Origin of the sequence: Bradyrhizobium sp. 33ap4, assembly GCF_032654765.1 — a bacterium.
GTDB lineage: Bacteria > Pseudomonadota > Alphaproteobacteria > Rhizobiales > Xanthobacteraceae > Bradyrhizobium > Bradyrhizobium australafricanum.
Window position 1 is genome coordinate 103,983 of the sequence record NZ_JAUMTJ010000009.1, and the last position, 17,931, is coordinate 121,913.

General features: G+C 66.1%; 15 protein-coding genes and 1 tRNA gene. 5 read left to right on the forward strand and 11 right to left on the reverse strand.

Annotation, left to right across the window (positions count from 1 at the left end; all coding sequences use genetic code 11):
* Positions 1 to 77: 77 nt before the first annotated feature.
* Positions 78 to 1,439, reverse strand: a complete 1,362-nt coding sequence (locus tag Q2M23_RS09435; protein ID WP_316395397.1) for a hydrolase — start codon at positions 1,437 to 1,439, stop codon at positions 78 to 80.
* Between the two features lie 171 nt (positions 1,440 to 1,610).
* Between Q2M23_RS09435 and Q2M23_RS09440 the strand changes: the two genes are divergently transcribed.
* Entirely contained in the window at positions 1,611 to 3,290 is a 1,680-nt protein-coding gene (locus tag Q2M23_RS09440; protein WP_316395398.1) for an MFS transporter, read from the forward strand.
* 137 nt (positions 3,291 to 3,427) lie between these two features.
* Here the strand turns inward: Q2M23_RS09440 and Q2M23_RS09445 are convergent, their stop codons facing one another.
* Positions 3,428 to 3,643, reverse strand: coding sequence for a hypothetical protein (locus Q2M23_RS09445; protein ID WP_076834986.1), 216 nt, complete (start codon positions 3,641 to 3,643; stop codon positions 3,428 to 3,430).
* 311 nt (positions 3,644 to 3,954) lie between these two features.
* Here Q2M23_RS09445 and Q2M23_RS09450 point away from each other — a divergent pair, with 311 nt between their 5' ends.
* Positions 3,955 to 5,013, forward strand: coding sequence for a polysaccharide deacetylase family protein (locus Q2M23_RS09450; protein WP_316395399.1), 1,059 nt, complete (start codon positions 3,955 to 3,957; stop codon positions 5,011 to 5,013).
* Between the two features lie 545 nt (positions 5,014 to 5,558).
* On the opposite strand, the gene Q2M23_RS09455 is transcribed toward Q2M23_RS09450, so the two are convergent.
* From Q2M23_RS09455 to Q2M23_RS09470, 4 genes are all read right to left on the reverse strand, one after another.
* Positions 5,559 to 6,104: a carboxymuconolactone decarboxylase family protein gene (locus tag Q2M23_RS09455; RefSeq protein WP_076834988.1), complete on the reverse strand. Its 546-nt coding sequence runs from the start codon at positions 6,102 to 6,104 to the stop codon at positions 5,559 to 5,561.
* A gap of 21 nt (positions 6,105 to 6,125) precedes the next feature.
* Positions 6,126 to 6,743: a nitroreductase family protein gene (locus Q2M23_RS09460; RefSeq protein WP_141341232.1), complete on the reverse strand. Its 618-nt coding sequence runs from the start codon at positions 6,741 to 6,743 to the stop codon at positions 6,126 to 6,128.
* Positions 6,744 to 6,840: 97 nt separating this feature from the next.
* Positions 6,841 to 7,758 (reverse strand): NADP-dependent oxidoreductase, encoded by a 918-nt coding sequence (locus Q2M23_RS09465; protein ID WP_076834990.1) that lies wholly within the window; start codon positions 7,756 to 7,758, stop codon positions 6,841 to 6,843.
* 491 nt (positions 7,759 to 8,249) lie between these two features.
* Positions 8,250 to 9,269, reverse strand: coding sequence for a helix-turn-helix transcriptional regulator (locus Q2M23_RS09470; protein WP_076834991.1), 1,020 nt, complete (start codon positions 9,267 to 9,269; stop codon positions 8,250 to 8,252).
* Between the two features lie 306 nt (positions 9,270 to 9,575).
* Between Q2M23_RS09470 and Q2M23_RS09475 the strand changes: the two genes are divergently transcribed.
* Entirely contained in the window at positions 9,576 to 10,646 is a 1,071-nt protein-coding gene (locus Q2M23_RS09475) for a hypothetical protein (RefSeq protein ID WP_316395400.1), read from the forward strand.
* 50 nt (positions 10,647 to 10,696) lie between these two features.
* Here Q2M23_RS09475 and Q2M23_RS09480 read toward each other — a convergent pair whose 3' ends face one another.
* The 5 genes from Q2M23_RS09480 to Q2M23_RS09500 all read right to left on the reverse strand — a co-directional run bounded on the left by Q2M23_RS09480 (position 10,697) and on the right by Q2M23_RS09500 (position 15,427).
* A complete protein-coding gene (locus Q2M23_RS09480; RefSeq protein WP_316395401.1) occupies positions 10,697 to 11,083 on the reverse strand; it encodes a hypothetical protein in 387 nt (128 codons plus the stop codon).
* A 132-nt stretch (positions 11,084 to 11,215) separates the two neighbouring features.
* Positions 11,216 to 11,291, reverse strand: a tRNA-Thr gene (locus tag Q2M23_RS09485).
* Between the two features lie 109 nt (positions 11,292 to 11,400).
* Positions 11,401 to 13,182, reverse strand: coding sequence for a heme biosynthesis protein HemY (locus tag Q2M23_RS09490; protein ID WP_316395402.1), 1,782 nt, complete (start codon positions 13,180 to 13,182; stop codon positions 11,401 to 11,403).
* 20 nt (positions 13,183 to 13,202) lie between these two features.
* Entirely contained in the window at positions 13,203 to 14,474 is a 1,272-nt protein-coding gene (locus Q2M23_RS09495; protein ID WP_316395403.1) for a hypothetical protein, read from the reverse strand.
* A gap of 212 nt (positions 14,475 to 14,686) precedes the next feature.
* Positions 14,687 to 15,427: a uroporphyrinogen-III synthase gene (locus Q2M23_RS09500; RefSeq protein WP_316395426.1), complete on the reverse strand. Its 741-nt coding sequence runs from the start codon at positions 15,425 to 15,427 to the stop codon at positions 14,687 to 14,689.
* Between the two features lie 174 nt (positions 15,428 to 15,601).
* On the opposite strand from Q2M23_RS09500, the gene tsaD reads away from it, so the two are divergent.
* Positions 15,602 to 16,675, forward strand: a complete 1,074-nt coding sequence (gene tsaD, locus Q2M23_RS09505; protein ID WP_316395427.1) for a tRNA (adenosine(37)-N6)-threonylcarbamoyltransferase complex transferase subunit TsaD — start codon at positions 15,602 to 15,604, stop codon at positions 16,673 to 16,675.
* Between the two features lie 188 nt (positions 16,676 to 16,863).
* Entirely contained in the window at positions 16,864 to 17,841 is a 978-nt protein-coding gene (locus Q2M23_RS09510) for an NAD(P)H-dependent glycerol-3-phosphate dehydrogenase (protein ID WP_316395404.1), read from the forward strand.
* Positions 17,842 to 17,931 lie beyond the last annotated feature (90 nt).

Here is a 17,931-nt window from a genome sequence, read left to right on the forward strand (position 1 = left end):
GCTTCCCTGCCTCACGCGACGGCCGATCCGGCCATGCGATCCCGGCGCCATGAAGGCGCGCGGACCCTGCACCAGACCTAATAAGTCAGCTCGGCGACCGCAATGCGATTCTCCGATGCCGGCCAGGCCCGCATCATAATGCGTTCCCCGTTGAAGATCGCGGCGACCGGACGGCCGACGTCGTCCGCGGCGAGCCGCAGCGTCGTCACCGAATCGGTCGGCACGCCCGGCTTTACATCAGCCGGCCCCTTGCCGTCGAACAGCACGATATCGCGCGGCAGGCCGAAATAGCCGCGCGGCCGCGACATCAGCACGACCGCGCCTGCGCCGGCATCGGCCGGTCCCAGCGGCCGCGCCGCGCGCAGATGCACGATCTCGGACGAGCGCGGAAACGGCGAGCGATAGATGTGCGTCGTCGCCGTACCAGGTGACGTCAGCACGAATTCGAGCGGCCACGACGGATCGACCTGCGCCGGACCCCAGCGACCGTCAGCGCCGGTCTGCGAGCTGTGCAGCGGGCCGCCGATGCGCTCGCCGGTCTCCGCCGCGACATGATAGATATCTACCGTGGCCCCCGGCACCGGCCGGTTGGTCGGCACGCCGCCGGGCATGCCTGTGACGAGGCCGCTCAGCCTCACCGCGGTCTCCGGCACGATCTCGATCCGCGACGGCTCGTGCCTTGCGATGAATTTGTAGATCTCGCGAAAGGCCCGCGGATGAAAGGCGGTCTCGCGATGATCGACCGCGCCAAGCACCAGATTGGTCGCGCCTTTCAGCGCCGGGCCGTCCGTCGTGACGTTGGTCGGCGTGCCCGGCTTGCCGACGAAGCGGCCGTCGGCCTGCGCATATTTATCGAGGCCGTCGCTGCGCAGCGTCAGGAACAGGGTGCCGACAGTCACTTCGCTGTCGCCATCGTTCAGTCCGCGCAGGAACGGACCACGCCCGTTGAACTCGTTGCCGAGCCCGTCGTCCCACGCATACACACCGTGATTGGGCGTGCCGCACAGCACCGCGTGGCTGATGTCGCCGCCGCCACCATTCTTGATGTAATTGCGGATCGCGTTGCCGCCGCGCGAACTGCCGACCAGTGCGACCCGCGGCGCACCGGTCTTCTGCTTCAGCTCCCTGATCGCCTCGGCGAGCTCGCGGCGCTGATCCTCGGTCGAGGAGCGGCCGGCCTGTTCGACCTTGTCGTCGGTGCGTGCCAGCGGATCGGTGAAATTGATCGCGGCCATGCGCTCGCGCGGCACGCCGTTCGATTCCATCCGCCAGCACGTCGTCATCCAGAGCGGGGCGTGATCGCCATTGCCGTGCACGAACAGAATCGGCGGGGTGTCACCGGCGGGCGCCGGCTGAGCCAAGGCCGGGGCGCCGAGGCGGCCGGCCAGCAGGGACAGGGCGCCGGCCCCTTGCAATATTCTCCGCCGCGACAGCGCCATTGGCCCCTTCCCCCGACTTTCCTCGGCCTTCCTCAGGTCTTTCAGTGCCTTAGCTGTGCCCTGTCCCCGCCAAGGATGCCGTAATCGCTGGACAGAACACGCGTTTCGCGGGCATCAGTTGGTGCAGCCGGAATCGTCCAACAAGCCATAGCAGGCCAACCGGAACTGGATATGACCGAACCGCGCGATCGCTCCGACAGTATCACTGCACCGTTGCGGCATTCAATCTTCAGGCGAATCTGGCTCGCGAGCCTGCTCTCCAATCTAGGCATCCTGATCCAGGGCGTCGGCGCGGCCTGGGCGATGACGCAAATGACCTCGGAGGCCGACAAGGTCGCGCTGGTGCAGACCGCCTTGATGTTGCCGGTGATGCTGATCTCGATGCCGGCCGGGGCCATCGCCGACATGCACGACCGCCGCATCGTCGCGCTGGTGTCGCTGGCGATCGCGCTGACCGGCGCCACCAGCCTGACCGTGCTGGCCTGGCTCAATCTGGTAACGCCGAACATCCTGCTCGCGCTGTGCTTCGTCGTCGGCAGCGGCATGGCGCTGTTCGGCCCGGCCTGGCAGTCCTCGGTCAGCGAACAGGTGCCGCCGGAGACGCTGCCCGCGGCGGTCGCGCTGAACGGCATCAGCTACAACATCGCGCGCAGCTTTGGTCCGGCGATCGGCGGCATCGTGGTCGCGTCCGCGGGCGCCGTGGCCGCCTTCGCCGCCAATGCCGTGCTGTATCTGCCGCTGCTCGTCGTGCTGTTCCTGTGGAATCGCGTCAGCGAGCCGTCGCGGCTGCCGCGCGAGCGGCTGAACCGCGCCATCGTCTCCGGGGTGCGCTACATCACCAATTCGCCGTCGATCAAGATCGTGCTGACCCGCACCATGGTGACCGGCATCATCGGCGGCTCGGTCTCGGCGCTGATGCCGCTGGTGGCGCGTGATCTGTTGCATGGCGGCGCGCAGACCTACGGCATCATGCTCGGCGCCTTCGGCATGGGCGCGGTGATCGGCGCGCTCAACATCAGCGAGATCCGCAGCCGGCTCAGCGGCGAAGCCGCCATCCGCGTCTGTGCGTTGACGATGGGCGCGGCGATCGCCGCGGTTGCCGTGAGCAAGCAGCCGGTGATCACCGCCGCCGCGCTGGTGGTTGCCGGAGCGGTGTGGATGCTGGCGATCGCGCTGTTCAATATCGGCGTGCAGCTCTCCGCACCGCGCTGGGTCGCGGGACGTTCGCTGGCGGCCTTCCAGGCCGCGATCGCCGGCGGCATCGCGATCGGCAGCTGGTGCTGGGGCCGCATCACGGACGTCGGCGGCGTCGAGATGGCGCTGTTGATCTCCGCCGGTCTGATGCTGCTGTCGCCGCTGCTCGGCATCTGGCTCAGGATGCCGCCGATCGGCGCGCGCAACGAGGACGCGACGGATGCGCTGGCCGACCCCGAGGTGCGGCTGCAACTGAGCGGGCGCAGCGGCCCGCTGGTGGTCGAGATCGAATACCGGGTGGCCCAGGACAACGCCCGCGCGTTCCACAATGTGATGCAGGACGTGCAGCTCAGCCGCCAGCGCAACGGCGCCTATGGCTGGTCGATCGCCCGCGACATCGCCGATCCCGAATTGTGGACCGAGCGCTATCATTGCCCGACCTGGCTCGATTTCCTGCGCCAGCGCAACCGCGCCACGCAGATCGAGCGCGAACTGCATCAGAAGGCCGCCGACTTCCACATCGGCGCCGAGCCGATCCGCGTGCGCCGGATGCTGGAGCGTCCGTTCGGATCGGTGCGCTGGAAGGACGAGACCCCGGACCGCGCCGCCAAGGAGGTGATCCCGGTGGTCGCGACCGCAGCGGGCAGCAGTACGTAGTCACTCCATTGTCATTCCGGGGCGCGCGAATAGCGCGAACCCGGAATCTGGAGATCATCAGCTCGAGATTCCCCGATGCGCAGTTGCGCATCTGAGGTTCATCGCTCCGCAATGCCCCGGAATGACAGCTGATGGGTCTACTGCCCGTGATCGGCGAGCGTCTGCTGGCAGGCCTTGCTGAGGCGGCTGCGATGCTCCTTCAGGCACGCCAATACGACCTGATCGCCCTCGCCGAGATGGGCGCGGCAGAACCGCGAGGCATCGCGCGAGCAGGCATCGCGCCCCTGCTGCTGCGCCGAGGCGGCCGACGTCAACAGAACCAGCGGAACGACGGCAAGCAGAAATCGGGTCATCTCTCAAAGCCTCTCAAGCGTTTTCGCGCGAAGGGGTGCGGTTCGCGTGAAGACAACGCGTCAAATAAGGAATCCGGAGCCCCGTTCCGATTTCATCGGAGCGGAAACAGCTCCAGGGAATGCGACGCCGGTTCTATAGCGTTTCCGTGCCGCGAAGAAGCTTGAAACCGACTGTGACGGTCATCACGCATGGTAACGCCCGCTTTTTCTTGTCCTTCCGGCGCCTTGTTGGGATCGCGTTAAGACCTTGTTGGCATTAATCGCTCGTTACGGCTGTGGCGTATCCTTAAGTTCCGAGAGAGTGTGTAGCGATGCGTAGTGCGTTGGGCCTGATGCTGGCCAGTGTTGTAACGGCGATCGTGATCGCCGGCGTGTGGTTCTGGACCTCCTCGCCGCGTGCCGACGCGGCTCCTCCGCAAACCACGGCTGCGGCCAAGGCCGATCCGATGCCTGCGGCGGCAAAACAGGCCGCCAGGGACGATGTCGAGACGACCGCCGCGCTGTCGAAGCGCGCCGATGCCACCCAGGCCGCGGCCCCGGCCGCCACTCCTGCCCCGGCGCCGGCGCCGGCCCCCGTCGCGGCCGCGCCCAAATGCGCCAACCCCGACGCGCTCGGCATCAGCCGCACCGTCGTGGTCGACACCAATGGCGGCCCGGGCTTCGGTTTCCTGCAGTACAAGCAGTATGACTTCCTGACCGACAAGGAGGTCGTGCTGACCTTCGACGACGGTCCGTGGCCGACCACGCCGGCCGTGCTCAAGGCGCTGGCCGATGAATGCACCAAGGCGGTGTTCTTCCCGATCGGCCTGCACACCACCTATCACCCGGACATCCTGCGCCAGGTCGCCGCCGCCGGCCACACCATCGGCGCCCATACCTGGTCGCATGCGCATCTCGCCAGCAAGAAGTTGACCGAGCAGCAGGCCAAGGACGAGATCGAGAAGGGTTTTAGCGCGGTGAAGATGGCGCTGGGCGCGAGCCCCGCCCCGTTCTTCCGCTTCCCGGCGCTGGCGCACACGCCGGCGACGACAGCCTATCTCGGCACCCGCAACATCGCGATGTTCTCGGTCGACGTCGACTCCAACGACTTCAAGTCCAAGAGCGCGGACGAGGTGATCAACAACGTGATGACCAAGCTCGACAAGGAGCACAAGGGCATCATCCTGATGCACGATTTGCAGAAGCACACCGCGCAGGCGCTGCCGACGCTGCTCCGCAAGCTCAAGGCCGGCGGCTACAAGGTGGTCTGGATGAAGGCCAAGACCCAGCTCGAGACGCTGCCCGAATACGACGCGATGATGGCGAAGACCGAGAAGCCGATCGCAACGGGCCGGCCGATCGGCAACGTCGTGCAGACGGTCGCCGAGTAACCCCGCGAACGCACTCTCAACGCAAAGCGCCCCTGGACCCGATCCAGGGGCGCTTCGCTTTCTGATCGCAGCCACCCTCTGCTGATCCGACACGGCCGGACGACGGTGAACGCCCGTGCGCCTTCGAGAGTGGCACCATCGCGCCCGGTGGCTGCGGCTCAACCAAAATATCGAAAACAACCCCATGCAAAGGAGCTGGCGGATGCCGTCTCCAGACTGACCGTTTGAGGGCTGGTGCGCCGCACCAGGTGAAGATGAGAACTATCTTTACTCCATAGCCCTCTGGAGCCCTCCTTTTGCAAGACGGCGAAGGCTTGAGGCCCTCGACGCAGCATCTACCGGCTTGTTTCCATTCGTGGTTCGGATCGGGAGCACCGGAACGTTGACCGGGTTGCTCGATGGTGCCGGCCAGGCGCATCCTCACCTTCGCCCCGGCGCGGGCGCAGCGGGCGTTCGGATCGGCCGAGATGTATTGTCCCGTCTCACGCTCCCATCACATGAAACCTCCAACCATCTTCGGAAACGCTGATGCGATCGGATAGAGTTCAGATCGAGCCAGCTGGCGCAACGGCAGGAAAATCCTGCTCGGGATCGAACGCGTTATTGAAAAAGTTCGTCAGGGAGTACATGGCCACTAGCGCGACGATCTCCATGACGTTCGCATCTGTGTAGCCAGCGTCCCGGACGGCTTTCATATCGGCGTCACCGACCTTGCCGCGGGTTGTGATGACTTTGCGCGCAAACTGGAGAGCGGCGTCCCGCTTCGGATCACTGGCATGACCCTTCCGAGCGAGAATGATTTCGTTAGCCGGCAGCTTGGCCATATGCTCGGCCGTAAAGCTGTGAACCGTCAGGCAGTAGTTGCACCCATTCACTTCGGAGACAGCGAGGCCGATGCTGTCACGTGTCTTCACGTCAAGCGCCTTGCTCAAAGAGCTGAGCAGTGTAGCCCATGCGTTGAACGCGATCGGGCTCAGCGCGAAGGTCGTCATCATATTCGGAGTGAACCCGATGTTCCTGGTGAATCCATCGAGAGTCGGTTTCGAAGCTGCCGGCACCTGAGCCGGTGTTGGCAATGCATTTCGAGCCATCAGTAATCTCCGTAGATCGTATTATACCAGGTCCAGCACATCGGCCACCGGACGGCGCGGCTTCTGCGCCCAGTTTCCCGGACGCTCCGGCCCCACGGCCAACAGCAGGACCGGCACTTCGTCCTTCGCCAATCCGAACTCGCGGTGCACCGGTTCGGCGTCGAAACCGATCATCGGCGTCGAACCCAGGCCTAGCGAGCGGGCCGCATAGATGATCGCTGCCGCGCCGAAGGAGGCGGTTCGTAGCGCTTCATCGCGCTGGCGTTGTGGGTACTCCATGTACAGATTGCGCGCCGGGATCTCCCATTCCGGCACCATCTTCGCCGGCATGACGCCCGATTCCACCAGCGGCGCCAGGCGCTCTGGTATTACGCTGGAATCGGCCAACTTGCCGCAGACGATGAAGGTAACGGCTGCGTCGGTGATCGTGGGTTGATTCCAAGCGATCGGACTCAGCCGGGCTTTGGCTTCAGGCGTGCGCACGGCGATGAAGCGCCAGTTCTGCATGTGGAAGGATGTCGGTGCGGCGGTGCCGATTCGCACGAGCTCTCGGATCTGGTCGTCGCTCAGGGTGGCGGCAGGGTCGTAATACTTGGTGGAGCTGCGGCTCAGGATACATTCGATAACAGCATTGGTCATGGTTGGTCCTATAAGTGACGGGATAGGTTGAGGCGCGAGAGTGCTTTCGCTCTCTTTGAGAGCGGGCCGGCCGCATTCATCGATAGGCGCGCGCCGCTCACGGACGAGCGCGAATGATCGTCTTCCCGCTGATCCGCTCGGTCGGGTTGAAGGCGGCAACGGCATCGTCGAGGGCAGCCACGTTGCCGATGTTTGTCCGCACACGTCCGTCACGCGCCCGCCGGACAATCTCACTCAGTTGCGCGCGATCGGGTTCGACGACGAAGTCTATCGTCCGGCCGTCAGCGGGCCGTGCCTCAGTCGGACCGGCGATGGTCACGAGCGTTCCTCCGGCTCGAATCAGGCGCGCGGACCGCTTCGCGATGTCGCCGCCAAGCACATCGAACACCAGATCGACTCCGCCGACATCTTCCAGAGTGTCGTTGTCGAGGTCGACGAACTCCTGTGCGCCGAAGTCGAGAGCCGTCTGACGGCCGGCAGCGCGTCCGGTACCGATGACGTAAGCACCGGCCTCACGTGCGAGCTGGGTTGCCATCGAACCGACGACGCCGGCGGCACCGTGCACGAGGACGCTCTGCCCCGCCCGAAGCCGGCCGTGATCGAACAGCCCCTGCCACGCGGTAAGGCCTGGCATCACGAGGGCCGCGCCCACCGTGAAATCGACATCGCCCGGCAGCGGCGCGAGGTTGCGCGCCTCGATGGCCACATATTCCGCCAAGGTGCCGTCGCGATACCAGTCCGCGAGACCGAATACCCGCTGTCCCACCGACAGCCCCGCCGTGCCATAGCCGAGGGCGGTGACCACTCCAGCCAACTCGTGGCCAGGGATCGACGGTGTTCGGTCACGCTCGCGGCGATCGGTCCAAGTCGGGGGCCACGTCAGCTCATCCCGGGTGAATCCCGCCGCATGAATCTCAACGACGACGTCGTTTATCGCGGCCTGCGGCTCGGGCCGCTCCACCAGCTTCATTCCGGCCGTTCCCGCCGCTTGGTCCGTCACAACGATTGCCTTCATCGTGCACCTGCCTGAGTGTGGCAGCTCATCATCTTCCGAACTCCTTTTCAGACGAACGAAAACCGGAAGGCGAAACTCGATGGCTCCAATGACCTTGGATATTGAATCGATGCCATCGACGCGGCGCATTTCCTAAAGCCACGTTGCCACTGGTCCCGGCGCGATGAAACCCGCGACGGGCGTTCCTGGACGCGCGGACACGCATTCTGGACTCCAGAGCTCGCCAACGCCGAGGATCAGTGCGCCGAGTGTGCGCGAATCTGGCTAGGGAACGGGAAAGAGCCCGGTTGGGTCGCAGCGTCGGGTATGCACGAGCCCACGCGGCTTGCTTTCGGCCTTTGCTGTTTCCAGTTTTTTCTTCGGTCGGGCAGCGAGTTCAGCCAACGCTGATAGCCCGACGAACAGTTTCAATCGATGAGCGGAGTCGCTATTGGCACGCCCATCCAGATCGCACACTTGACGGGAGAGGTGCCTCGGAGGCGGTACTTGGCTCAAGTGCCCTTATCACTCCCAGCGTTCTTCACGCGCAGCCGGTACTCGCTAGGATCAACGTTGTAGGCTTTGCGGAATGCTCGCACGAAACTTGACCGGCTTTCGTAGCCGGCGTTGTAGGCCACAACATCGACCGGGGCTGATGTCGTCGTGAGATCGAGCGCCGCCTGCCGCATCCTGAGATCCCGAAGGATGGCCATCGGCGAACGGCCAAAGATCTCCGAGAACTTCGCCATGAATGCCGACCGGCTCAGACCCGCGCTATGCGCAAGGCTCTGAACCGTGTGAGCGGCCCCCGGCCGCGCCACCATATCGCCGAATGCACGCGTGATCTGCCGATCCGCGAGAATCGAAAACCGATCAGTCCAGCTGCGGGAGGACTTCATCGACCGCCTCACCAGAGCGATGATGACCTGCTTTAGCAGGGACGCCGTCATGGCGCCCATACCGATTTCCTGCACGCAAAGCTCCCCGACCGCTTCGCGAAGCTTCAGGTCGATCTTGTCCGTCGGCTCGAACTTCTCGATCACGGGCTCGCGCAATTCGCGAAACAACCCGACGGATTGTCCGAAGGATGCGTTGAAGAAGCCGCAGATCTGGATGATCTCGGGCTGCTCGGTCGGTGTTGCGATACGCAACACGCTGTCATGCTGCTTCCAGCAATCGCGGGAGATGAGCCTCTTCGGGCCGCTGGTTCCGTCGACTTCGATTACGAACGGGGTGCTCGGAGGCTTGATGATGAGGAGATGGGGTTCGAGCGACATCCAAGGCCCATCGCCGATCGAAATTCGTCCCCTACCACTAATGGTGTAATGGACCGCCGGTGCATCGATCGTCCCCATCTCGGCGCGATGGCCTGAGGGAATCAGCATTTCGGTGAGCGCGACGACATCGATCTCAAGTGCCCGCATGAGGTTGTTGAGATCGGCGGTGGCGAGCTTCGAGGCAGAGACGGCGATCCGCGAATCTGGCCGCTCGCCCTGTCCGCTTCCGGCCCGCGATTTGGCCGTGTTTTGCATGGCAACCTGCTTACAAGATCAACCCGTGAATCCGCTAGGCGAATCTGTCTTCACCCTTGGACTGGATTTTGTGGCACGCCAAAAGGAACCTTGGCATGGTTCAGTCCGATGGTTGGAACTTGGTCCTATCGGTGGGACCGTATCGCTGTAGGTTCTGGCCTTGAGACATGGTCTCGGCGCAACGCCGTCGCCCGTGCACGCCAGCGTCCAGCACAAGCTTGCGTGCCGCAGCTCCGATGATGCCTTGGGAATAGACTCGTCGGTTTGGCCTTCTCCTTCACGACGCCCGAACTCCGGAGAAACCCAGTGAGTGCATTCGAACAAGGTCGCGTGCGGCCCGCCGACAATGGCTTGGCGAATACGACCGCCGACAGGCTTCGCTGGCTGATCCCGGCGGCTGGAGCGATGGCCTATCCGTTCCTGCTCGATGCATTTCATCTCGCGGTCTCTCCCGCTGCTGGTCCGATGTCGTTTGGGCGACTGGCCCTGGCGGCGCTTTGCCTGTTGGCCGCGACCGCCGCGCCCTTGCTGGGTCTTGCCTGCGCATACCGGATGACCAAGGTCGAGCCTTCGTCGTTCGAGCTGCGCGCCCGGCGGCTCGCCTATCTCAGCATCGCTGCGCCGCCCTTGTTCGTGCTGACCGGCGTCGGCCTCGGTTTGCTGCACATCCCTGTCAGTGACGAGATTGTCTGGGTCGCGGGTTGGCTCGTCGCGTGCCTCTATGTGCTTTTCGGCAGCGAGCAGGCGCAACGTGCGGCACCATCAGCCGCGATTGCGCCCTCTATCGCCAAATGGCGCGTGACACATGGCGTCGCCGCAGCGATCATCCTTTTCTACGTCGCATTCCATCTCACCAATCATCTGCTGGGTTGGCTCGGACCTGATGTTCATGCCGCCGTGATGAAGGCGGGGCGCACCGTCTATCGGTCGTCCGTGGTGGAGCCCATCCTCGTCGTATTGATGCTGTTCCAGGTCGCCGTCGGGATGCGGCTCGCCTGGCGCTGGAGCTCGGCGCCTGCGGATGCATACCGCGTGTTTCAGATCGGCTCCGGCGTCTACCTCGCGGCGTTCATCGTGACCCATCTGAATTCCGCATTGGTCTCGGCGCGCGCCGTGCACCACATCGACACCAACTGGGCCTGGGCGTCGGGCGCACCGACCGGCCTGATCCACGACGCCTGGAGCATTCGCCTGGTGCCGCACTACGCGCTCGGCGTCTTCTTCGTCCTCGCGCATCTCACGTCGGGATTACGCGGCGTCCTGATCGCGCACGGCGTTGCCACGGCGGTTGCCAACCGGATCTGGGCAACCGGGCTCGCGATAGGCGGGCTGGTCGCGATCGCGATCATGAGCGGATTGTGTGGGGTGCGGATCTAGGCTTCAGCGGGCGGCCCGAGCGAGCCCGGTTGAGAAGAACATCGATGCCGTCAAGCTGAGGTTGACTTGCTGCGGTCACGCCAAAGCGCAAAGATCGCTGTTGCGAGCTTGTTCGGCCGATCAGGCCTCGCATAGCTGACCACCGGCTTGCTGGAATGATTTTCCATCAGTTCCCCTAGTATCTCGTAGTCAAGTTCGAGACCGAACTTTTCGTACGGTATGGATTCGGACTCAGCTCCCCCCGCAACATAAACGATATCGACTCGCGCCATGTCTTTCGCGATCGCCGCGGCTTCCTGCAAGGTGTCGCAGCCGTACGATTTGTATTCCCAGAAAGGATCGCTGAAGTGAAGTATCTTGCGGGTGCTTTCATCGAGCTTGCCGCGCTCTTCTTCAGAGAGCCCTATGATGATCACGTGGGCGATTTTCGGAAGCATCTGCCCAACCCCTTGAAATAGCGCCTCTAGAACTTGGTCTACCGGCGCGAGCGAGGGGTTCGACGCTCTGAGCAAGTCGTATCCGGGCGCCTTGATGCGCGCTGGGAGCAAGCTTCACTTCTGGCTGGGAAATGGTGCCGCAAGAGGGACTCGAACCCCCGACCCCGTCATTACGAATGACGTGCTCTACCAACTGAGCTATTGCGGCGAACCGTTCGGCAACGGCCGGATCACGCGGCCACCTGATATCGGGCATGACCCCGATTGGCAAGGACAACGCGGGTATCGAACCATACAGCCGTTAACCTAACCCCGAATTAGCTTCCCAAACGTGACAGAAATCCGCGCCAACCGCCCACCTGGGCCTTGGGCGGGCCGATTTGTTCCGCAAATTCGTCGACCGGACCGTCCTCGTCGACCCCGGGGTCATCAGGGGCCCGGATGATCGGGATTACGGCCGGAATGGGCGCCGGTGCGGCCTTGGGCAGGTCGGTCCGGGACCGGAACAAGGGGGCCGGCGCCGGGGGCGCCGATTCGGCGGCTGGAGGGGGAGCCGGTTCCGGCGCGGCGGGTTCGGCCGAGGCCGGGGCGGGCCCGGCCTCGATGGCCGCCGGCAGCGGGGCGTTATCCTGCACCGTCGGCGCGGCCGGCTCCAAGGGGTTGAGCTCGACTGGCTTCGCCTCGACCTGCTTCACCTCGACCGGCTCGGCCGGCTTGGCGTCCGCCGGCTCGCTGGCGACTTCCTTTGGCGGCTCGACCCGGCGCGGCGCCAGCATCGCCTCCTCGAAGGGCGACGGCTCGATCGCATGGCCCTTGTCGGACGGCAGCGCCGCCACCGGGGTCTGCCACTGGAAGGCGTCGAGCCGGCCGGTGACCGGCGAGACCGGACGCCAGCGGTCCGACACATAACCGTCGGCGGTCCAGACCGGATCGTGCAGCGCGCGCACGGCGCGCAGGGTCCAGGCCCGCGCCCGGCCGCTGTCGCCATGCTCGGTGCGCTCGATCTCGGCCATCAACAGCGCGACGCGTTGCGTCGGCGCCGCGACAAACGGCTCCAGCGCCGCGCGCGCCTTGGCGAACTCGGCCGCGTCGATCGCGGCGCGCGCGATCGCCAGCGCGCCCTCGATATGTCCAGGTTTTTTCGCCGCCAGCGTCTCGACCCGCACCAGGCGCTGGCGCGCGGAATCGCCGAGCCGCACATGCGAATAGGCGTCGGCGAGATCGGGATGCGGCTGCGCCAGCCACGCGGTCTCGACGATGCGCATCGCGCGGCGCACCTGATGCGCCTCGCTCTCGAACTTCGCCGCGAGCACGGCGGCCGGGATCAGCGTCGGCGCCAGCTTGACCGCCTCCATCGCGCTCGCGCGCGACAGGTCGCGATCGACGGTCTCGAACTCCAGCGCACGCGCCGTCAGCAGCACGCCGCGCTGCCGCCGATAGGTCGCCTTGTCGATCAATCCGGCACTCTGGTTGTTGTCGATGATCGACAGCGCGCCGGCCCAATCGCCCTTGGCGCAGCAGAAGCCGAGCACCGCATGCGAGGCCCATGACGACGACGGCGACATCTTCAGCGCTTCCTCGGCGATCATCACGGCCGCCACCGGATCGTCGGCGCGCTGCGCCTCGATGAACAGACCGCGCAATCCAAGCAGCCGCGTGTCCTCGCGCTCGGCCATGGCACGGAAGGCGCGCTGCGCGCCGTCGCGGTCGCCGTCGAGCTGCGCCGATTGCGCGTGCAGCAGCAGTGCCAGCGGATCGCCTCCGGCGTGGCGCCGCGCCACTTCGGCATGCGCGCGCGCCGCCGAAGAATCGCCATGCCCGATCGCAAGCAGGCCTTGCGTGATGGCGTGGCGGCCGCGGGCGTGACGCCGCTCGCGCCGGCCACGGCGGATGTGCGAGGGAATCTTCCAGAGCCCGCGCAGGATCACGCCGGCGACCATCGCGACGACGACGACGAGGCCGAGCAGATACATCGGCTGCTTGGACGTGAAGCGCAAGCCGCCCCAGTTCAGCACGAGATCGCCGGGCTGATCGGCCAACCAGGCCGCACCCGCTGCAGCGAGCGCGATCAGCAGCAGGAACAGAATGATCCGGATCATCAAAGACCTATTGCAAAGACTTACTGGTTGACCGTGGCGAGCGCCGCCATGGCGTTGTCGGCAAATTTACGCGACGCGTCGAGCGCGGCGCGACGCGCGTCCACCTTGGCGAGCCAGGCTTGTGCCGCCGTGCGATCCGCCGGCGGCAGCGACTTCAGTTCACGCTCGGTCAATGCGAGGTCATTATGCAAGGCAGCCGATGTCACGCGCGCGACGATGCTGCCGCGATCGGTCCCCGTGCCGTCGGTCCGCTCGATCTGGATCAGCGTGGAGGCACCGGCCTTCAGACGATCGACCAGCCCGGCACTGGCCGCCGCAGCCTCAGGCGGAGGCGGCGCAAGTTTCGGCACGATCTCGATCAGCTCGCGGCACAGCGCGTTCGGGCTCGGCACGCCTGACCTCGCAAACGTCTCGAGCGGCTTCAGCACCTCGGCATCGTCCGACAGCGCCTTCGCGGCCTCGAGCGCGGAGGCATAGGGATCGCCGTGACGCACCGCGACGTCGAGCAGCGATGCCGCGACGACGCGGCGCAGCGGCACATCGTCGGCCTTCGCCTCGGCCTTGGTGTCGGCGATCTTGCCGTCCTGCCTCGCGATCGCAGCACCCTGCGCCTTCACCGCACCTTCGACCTTGTCGATGCGCGCCGTGATGCCGGAGAGATCAGCCGCAGCCGCGCCATCGCGCGGCGCGGCTTTCGCGTCATTGACCGCCGCCGCAAGCTTGTCGGATTGCGCCCGCGTCGCGGCGAGTTCGGTGCGCAGTGCGGCGATCGATTTGTCGAGCGCCTCCAGCCGCGCCGTCGCCGCGGGATCGGCGGCCGCCGCGACCGGCCTGCCGGCTTTCGATTCCAGCGCACTCAGGCGCGTGCCGAGCTGGTCGATGGCGGCATTGGGTAGCGGCGCCGGGACCGGCTGCACGACGGGCCAGCCGAGCAGCCAGCCAACCCCGATCACCAGCGCCGCCGCGACGGCGCCGGATATCGGAGCCACCACCCAGGGCGATACCGGCCGCGCCGGTTCGGCGTCCGGCGCCGCGGAGGCGGTCTCGGGCTGCGGCTCCGCTTGCGCTGCGGCGTCGCCTTGGGGCTCGGCCTCAGGCGTCGCCGCGTCCGCGGACGCCTTGCCGGCATCCTGGTCGGCCTCCTTGGCGACTTCCTTGGCGGCTTCCTCGGTCCCCCCCGCCTTCGACGGTTCGCTGGAGATTTCGGTCGCCTGAAGATCGATGGTCGACGGCGCGCGCTTGGGCCGGGAATCCGGCGAAGATCCTGGGTCGTCCGGCCTTTCTTCAGCCATCGCGGGGGTCCTCAAAACTACTGGCCGCATACTGTAGAGCATGATGCGATCCGATTGAATTGGATCATGCTCTTGTCCTTTTGTTTGGTCGCGTTTTCTTAACGCGAACCGGTCCCCACTTCGCTTGAAAACGCTCGCCAGAATCGGCCCAGGTTCTTAGAGCACGATCCGAATAACCGAGCATTGCCTAACATCATGGTCAGACGAAAGAATTATTCCGGTCGAGGCCGTAGGGTGCGGCTGAGCGCCTCCAGCAGGGCATTTTCGTCCGGCCGCGCCGCCACCACCACCTTGGTCGCGCCGGCGTCATGGAGCACCGCGGCGACGGCCGCCGAGATGCAACATTGCGGCAGAGCGAGCGCCGAAATCTCGATCCCGTCGGCGCGCACCGTGTCCAGAAAGGCCCGCGCGCTGCGGCGGGAATAGTGCAGCACCGCGGTGATCCGGTTCGCCATGAAGGCGTCGCTGACTTCCCTCGGGAAGCCGGCCACCGGCGCCATCCGGTAGGTGGTGTGGGTGACGACGCTGAGCCCGCGCTCGCCCAGTTCGCCCGCAAGATCGCGCGAAAGGTCGGCGCCGGCGAGATAGAGCAGCGTCGCCGATGCCGGCAGTTCGCCGGCGTCGACCCGTGCGAGCACGAGCTTGCGCAGCGAGACTGCATCGCCCTTCGCCACGATCACCTTGTCGAAGCCTGCGGCGCGCGCCGCATCGGCGGTGTGTGCCCCGACCGCGAACAGCGGCAGCCGCAACAGCGGGCTGGTCGCGAGATCGACCGCGCGCAGCGCATTGGCGCTGGTCAGGATGACAGCATCATAATCCGCATCGTCGTCGCCGCGGAACGGCACCGGCTCGAAGCGCAGCACCGGCGCCGACAGGGCGTCAAAGCCGCGCTGGCGCAGCGTCGCGAGCGTCGCGTCATTATCCGGATGCGGTCGTGTGACAAGGATTGTCAGGGTTTCAGGCCTCCAGCCGTATAAATTGGACGTTGGCGACCGATTGCACTTTAAGACCTCGCAATGCTACCCCGGAGCGGACGTTTTGATGAGCATCATCTTGCCGGACACCGGTTCCGGCCTGTCCGGATTATGCTCGTAGCACAAGGACCGAAATTGGGACACGAACCACCGATGCTGGTGCTGGGGATCGAAACCACCTGCGATGAGACCGCGGCCGCCGTGGTCGAGCGCCAGGCTGACGGGCAGGCGAAAATCCTCTCCAACGTGGTGCGCTCGCAGACCGACGAGCACGCCCGCTTCGGCGGCGTGGTGCCGGAGATCGCGGCGCGCGCCCATGTCGACCTGCTCGACGGCATCGTCGCCACTGCAATGAAGGAGGCCGGCGTCGGCTACGGACAATTGTCGGCGGTCGCGGCAGCCGCGGGCCCCGGCCTGATCGGCGGCGTGATCGTCGGTCTCACCACCGCGAAGGCGATCGCGATGGTGCACGATACGCCGCTTATCGCGGTGAACCATCTCGAGGCGCACGCGCTGACGCCGCGGCTGACCTGCGCGCTGGCGTTTCCCTATTGCCTGTTCCTGGCCTCGGGCGGACACACCCAGATCGTCGCCGTGGTCGGCGTCGGTGAATATGTGCGGCTCGGCACCACGGTCGACGACGCGATGGGCGAGGCGTTCGACAAGGTGGCGAAGATGCTGTCGCTGCCCTATCCCGGCGGACCGGAGGTCGAGCGCGCGGCCGCCGGCGGCGACCCGACGCGGTTTGCCTTTCCACGTCCGATGCTCGGCCGCGCCGATGCGAATTTCTCGCTGTCGGGACTGAAGACGGCGGTGCGCAATGCAGCCAGCCGGCTGGAGCCGCTCGAGCCGCAGGACGTCAGCGATCTCTGCGCGAGTTTCCAGGCCGCGGTGCTGGAATCGACCGCGGACCGCCTGAGCGTCGGCCTGAAGCTGTTTCAGGAGCGGTTCGGCACGCCGCGCGCGCTGGTCGCGGCCGGGGGCGTCGCCGCCAACCATGCGATTCGAAGCGCGCTGCAGGAGGTCGCGGCGAAGGCGCAGACCACGCTGATCATCCCGCCGCCGGCGCTCTGCACCGACAATGGCGCGATGATCGCCTGGGCCGGCGCCGAGCGGATGGCGCTTGGCCTCACCGACACGATGGAGGCGCCGCCGCGCGCGCGCTGGCTGCTCGACGCCAACGCCAAGGCGCCGGCCGGCCACGCCAACAGCCGCGCCGGATATTGAACAATGTACGACGGGGCGCGCATCAGGCACCGTCGCACCTCGCCCCGCTTGCGGGGAGAGGTCGGATTGCGCAGCAATCCGGGTGAGGGGGTACAGGTCTCAACACTCGGCTCGCTCGCGGATAAAGCCCCTCACCCCAACCCTCTCCCCGCAAGAGCGGGGAGAGGGAGCGAAGACAGGCCCGCCTGATGCCGGCGCATATGTCCGTGAGCGTGATCGGTGCCGGCGCCTGGGGCACGGCATTGGCCGATGTCGCGGCGCGCGCCGGGCGCAAGGTGACGCTGTATGCGCGCAATGCCGAGCATGCCGCGCAGATCCAGGCGACGCGGGTCAATCCGCGGCTGGCTGGTGTCCGGCTTCATCCCGGCATCGCCGTGACGTCGGACATCGCCGCCGCGGCACAGGCCGACATCATCCTGGCCGTGACACCGGCGCAGCATCTGCGCGCGGCGGTCGGGCATCTTGCGCCGCATCTCAAACCCGACACGCCTGTCATCGCCTGCGCCAAGGGCATCGAGCACGGCACGCATAAATTCATGACCGAGGTGATCGCGGAAGCCGCGCCGCGCGCGGTCCCCGCGATCCTGTCGGGGCCGAGCTTTGCCGACGACGTCGCGCGCGGACTGCCCACCGCCGTCACGCTGGCCACCAGGGACGAAGCGCTGGCACGCGCGCTCGTCCAGGCGCTCGGCTCGGCGACCTTCCGACCCTATCACACCACCGATGTGCGCGGCGTCGAGATCGGCGGCGCGGCCAAGAACGTGCTGGCGATCGCCGCCGGCATCGTGGTCGGCAAGAATCTCGGCGCCTCCGCGCTCGCCGCACTGACCACGCGCGGCTTCAGCGAGCTCGCAAGATTGGGCCGCGCCTGCGGCGCCCGCGCCGAAACACTCTCCGGCCTGTCGGGATTGGGCGATCTGCTGCTGAGTTGCTCGACCGCGCAATCGCGCAATTTCGCACTCGGCCTCGCGCTCGGCCGCGGCGAAGCCGCGCCGATCGGCAAGCTCGCCGAAGGCGCGTTCACCGCGCCGGTGCTGTGCGAGCTCGCCGCTGCGCAGAAGGTCGACATGCCGGTGTCAAACGCGGTCGCCGCGATCCTGAGCGACCGGCTGACCATTGACGCAGCGATCGAAGGCCTGCTGACGCGGCCGTTCAAGGCGGAGTAGCGCACGTCACGGTCGCGCGTGGCAGAGCTTCACCATCCGTGCGCGCCGTACTAGCGTGGCGGCGAACCGTCGGATCCCGGTCCAACAAAT

Excerpts from the sequence above, each read along its gene's own strand:
- Q2M23_RS09435 (WP_316395397.1), bottom strand. The coding sequence starts at position 1,439 with ATGGCGCTGTCGCGGCGGAGAATATTGCAAGGGGCCGGCGCCCTGTCC.
- Q2M23_RS09440 (WP_316395398.1), top strand. The coding sequence starts at position 1,611 with ATGACCGAACCGCGCGATCGCTCCGACAGTATCACTGCACCGTTGCGG.
- Q2M23_RS09445 (WP_076834986.1), bottom strand. The coding sequence starts at position 3,643 with ATGACCCGATTTCTGCTTGCCGTCGTTCCGCTGGTTCTGTTGACGTCG.
- Q2M23_RS09450 (WP_316395399.1), top strand. The coding sequence starts at position 3,955 with ATGCGTAGTGCGTTGGGCCTGATGCTGGCCAGTGTTGTAACGGCGATC.
- Q2M23_RS09455 (WP_076834988.1), bottom strand. The coding sequence starts at position 6,104 with ATGGCTCGAAATGCATTGCCAACACCGGCTCAGGTGCCGGCAGCTTCG.
- Q2M23_RS09460 (WP_141341232.1), bottom strand. The coding sequence starts at position 6,743 with ATGACCAATGCTGTTATCGAATGTATCCTGAGCCGCAGCTCCACCAAG.
- Q2M23_RS09465 (WP_076834990.1), bottom strand. The coding sequence starts at position 7,758 with ATGAAGGCAATCGTTGTGACGGACCAAGCGGCGGGAACGGCCGGAATG.
- Q2M23_RS09470 (WP_076834991.1), bottom strand. The coding sequence starts at position 9,269 with ATGCAAAACACGGCCAAATCGCGGGCCGGAAGCGGACAGGGCGAGCGG.
- Q2M23_RS09480 (WP_316395401.1), bottom strand. The coding sequence starts at position 11,083 with ATGCTTCCGAAAATCGCCCACGTGATCATCATAGGGCTCTCTGAAGAA.
- Q2M23_RS09490 (WP_316395402.1), bottom strand. The coding sequence starts at position 13,182 with ATGATCCGGATCATTCTGTTCCTGCTGCTGATCGCGCTCGCTGCAGCG.
- Q2M23_RS09495 (WP_316395403.1), bottom strand. The coding sequence starts at position 14,474 with ATGGCTGAAGAAAGGCCGGACGACCCAGGATCTTCGCCGGATTCCCGG.
- tsaD (WP_316395427.1), top strand. The coding sequence starts at position 15,602 with ATGCTGGTGCTGGGGATCGAAACCACCTGCGATGAGACCGCGGCCGCC.
- Q2M23_RS09510 (WP_316395404.1), top strand. The coding sequence starts at position 16,864 with ATGCCGGCGCATATGTCCGTGAGCGTGATCGGTGCCGGCGCCTGGGGC.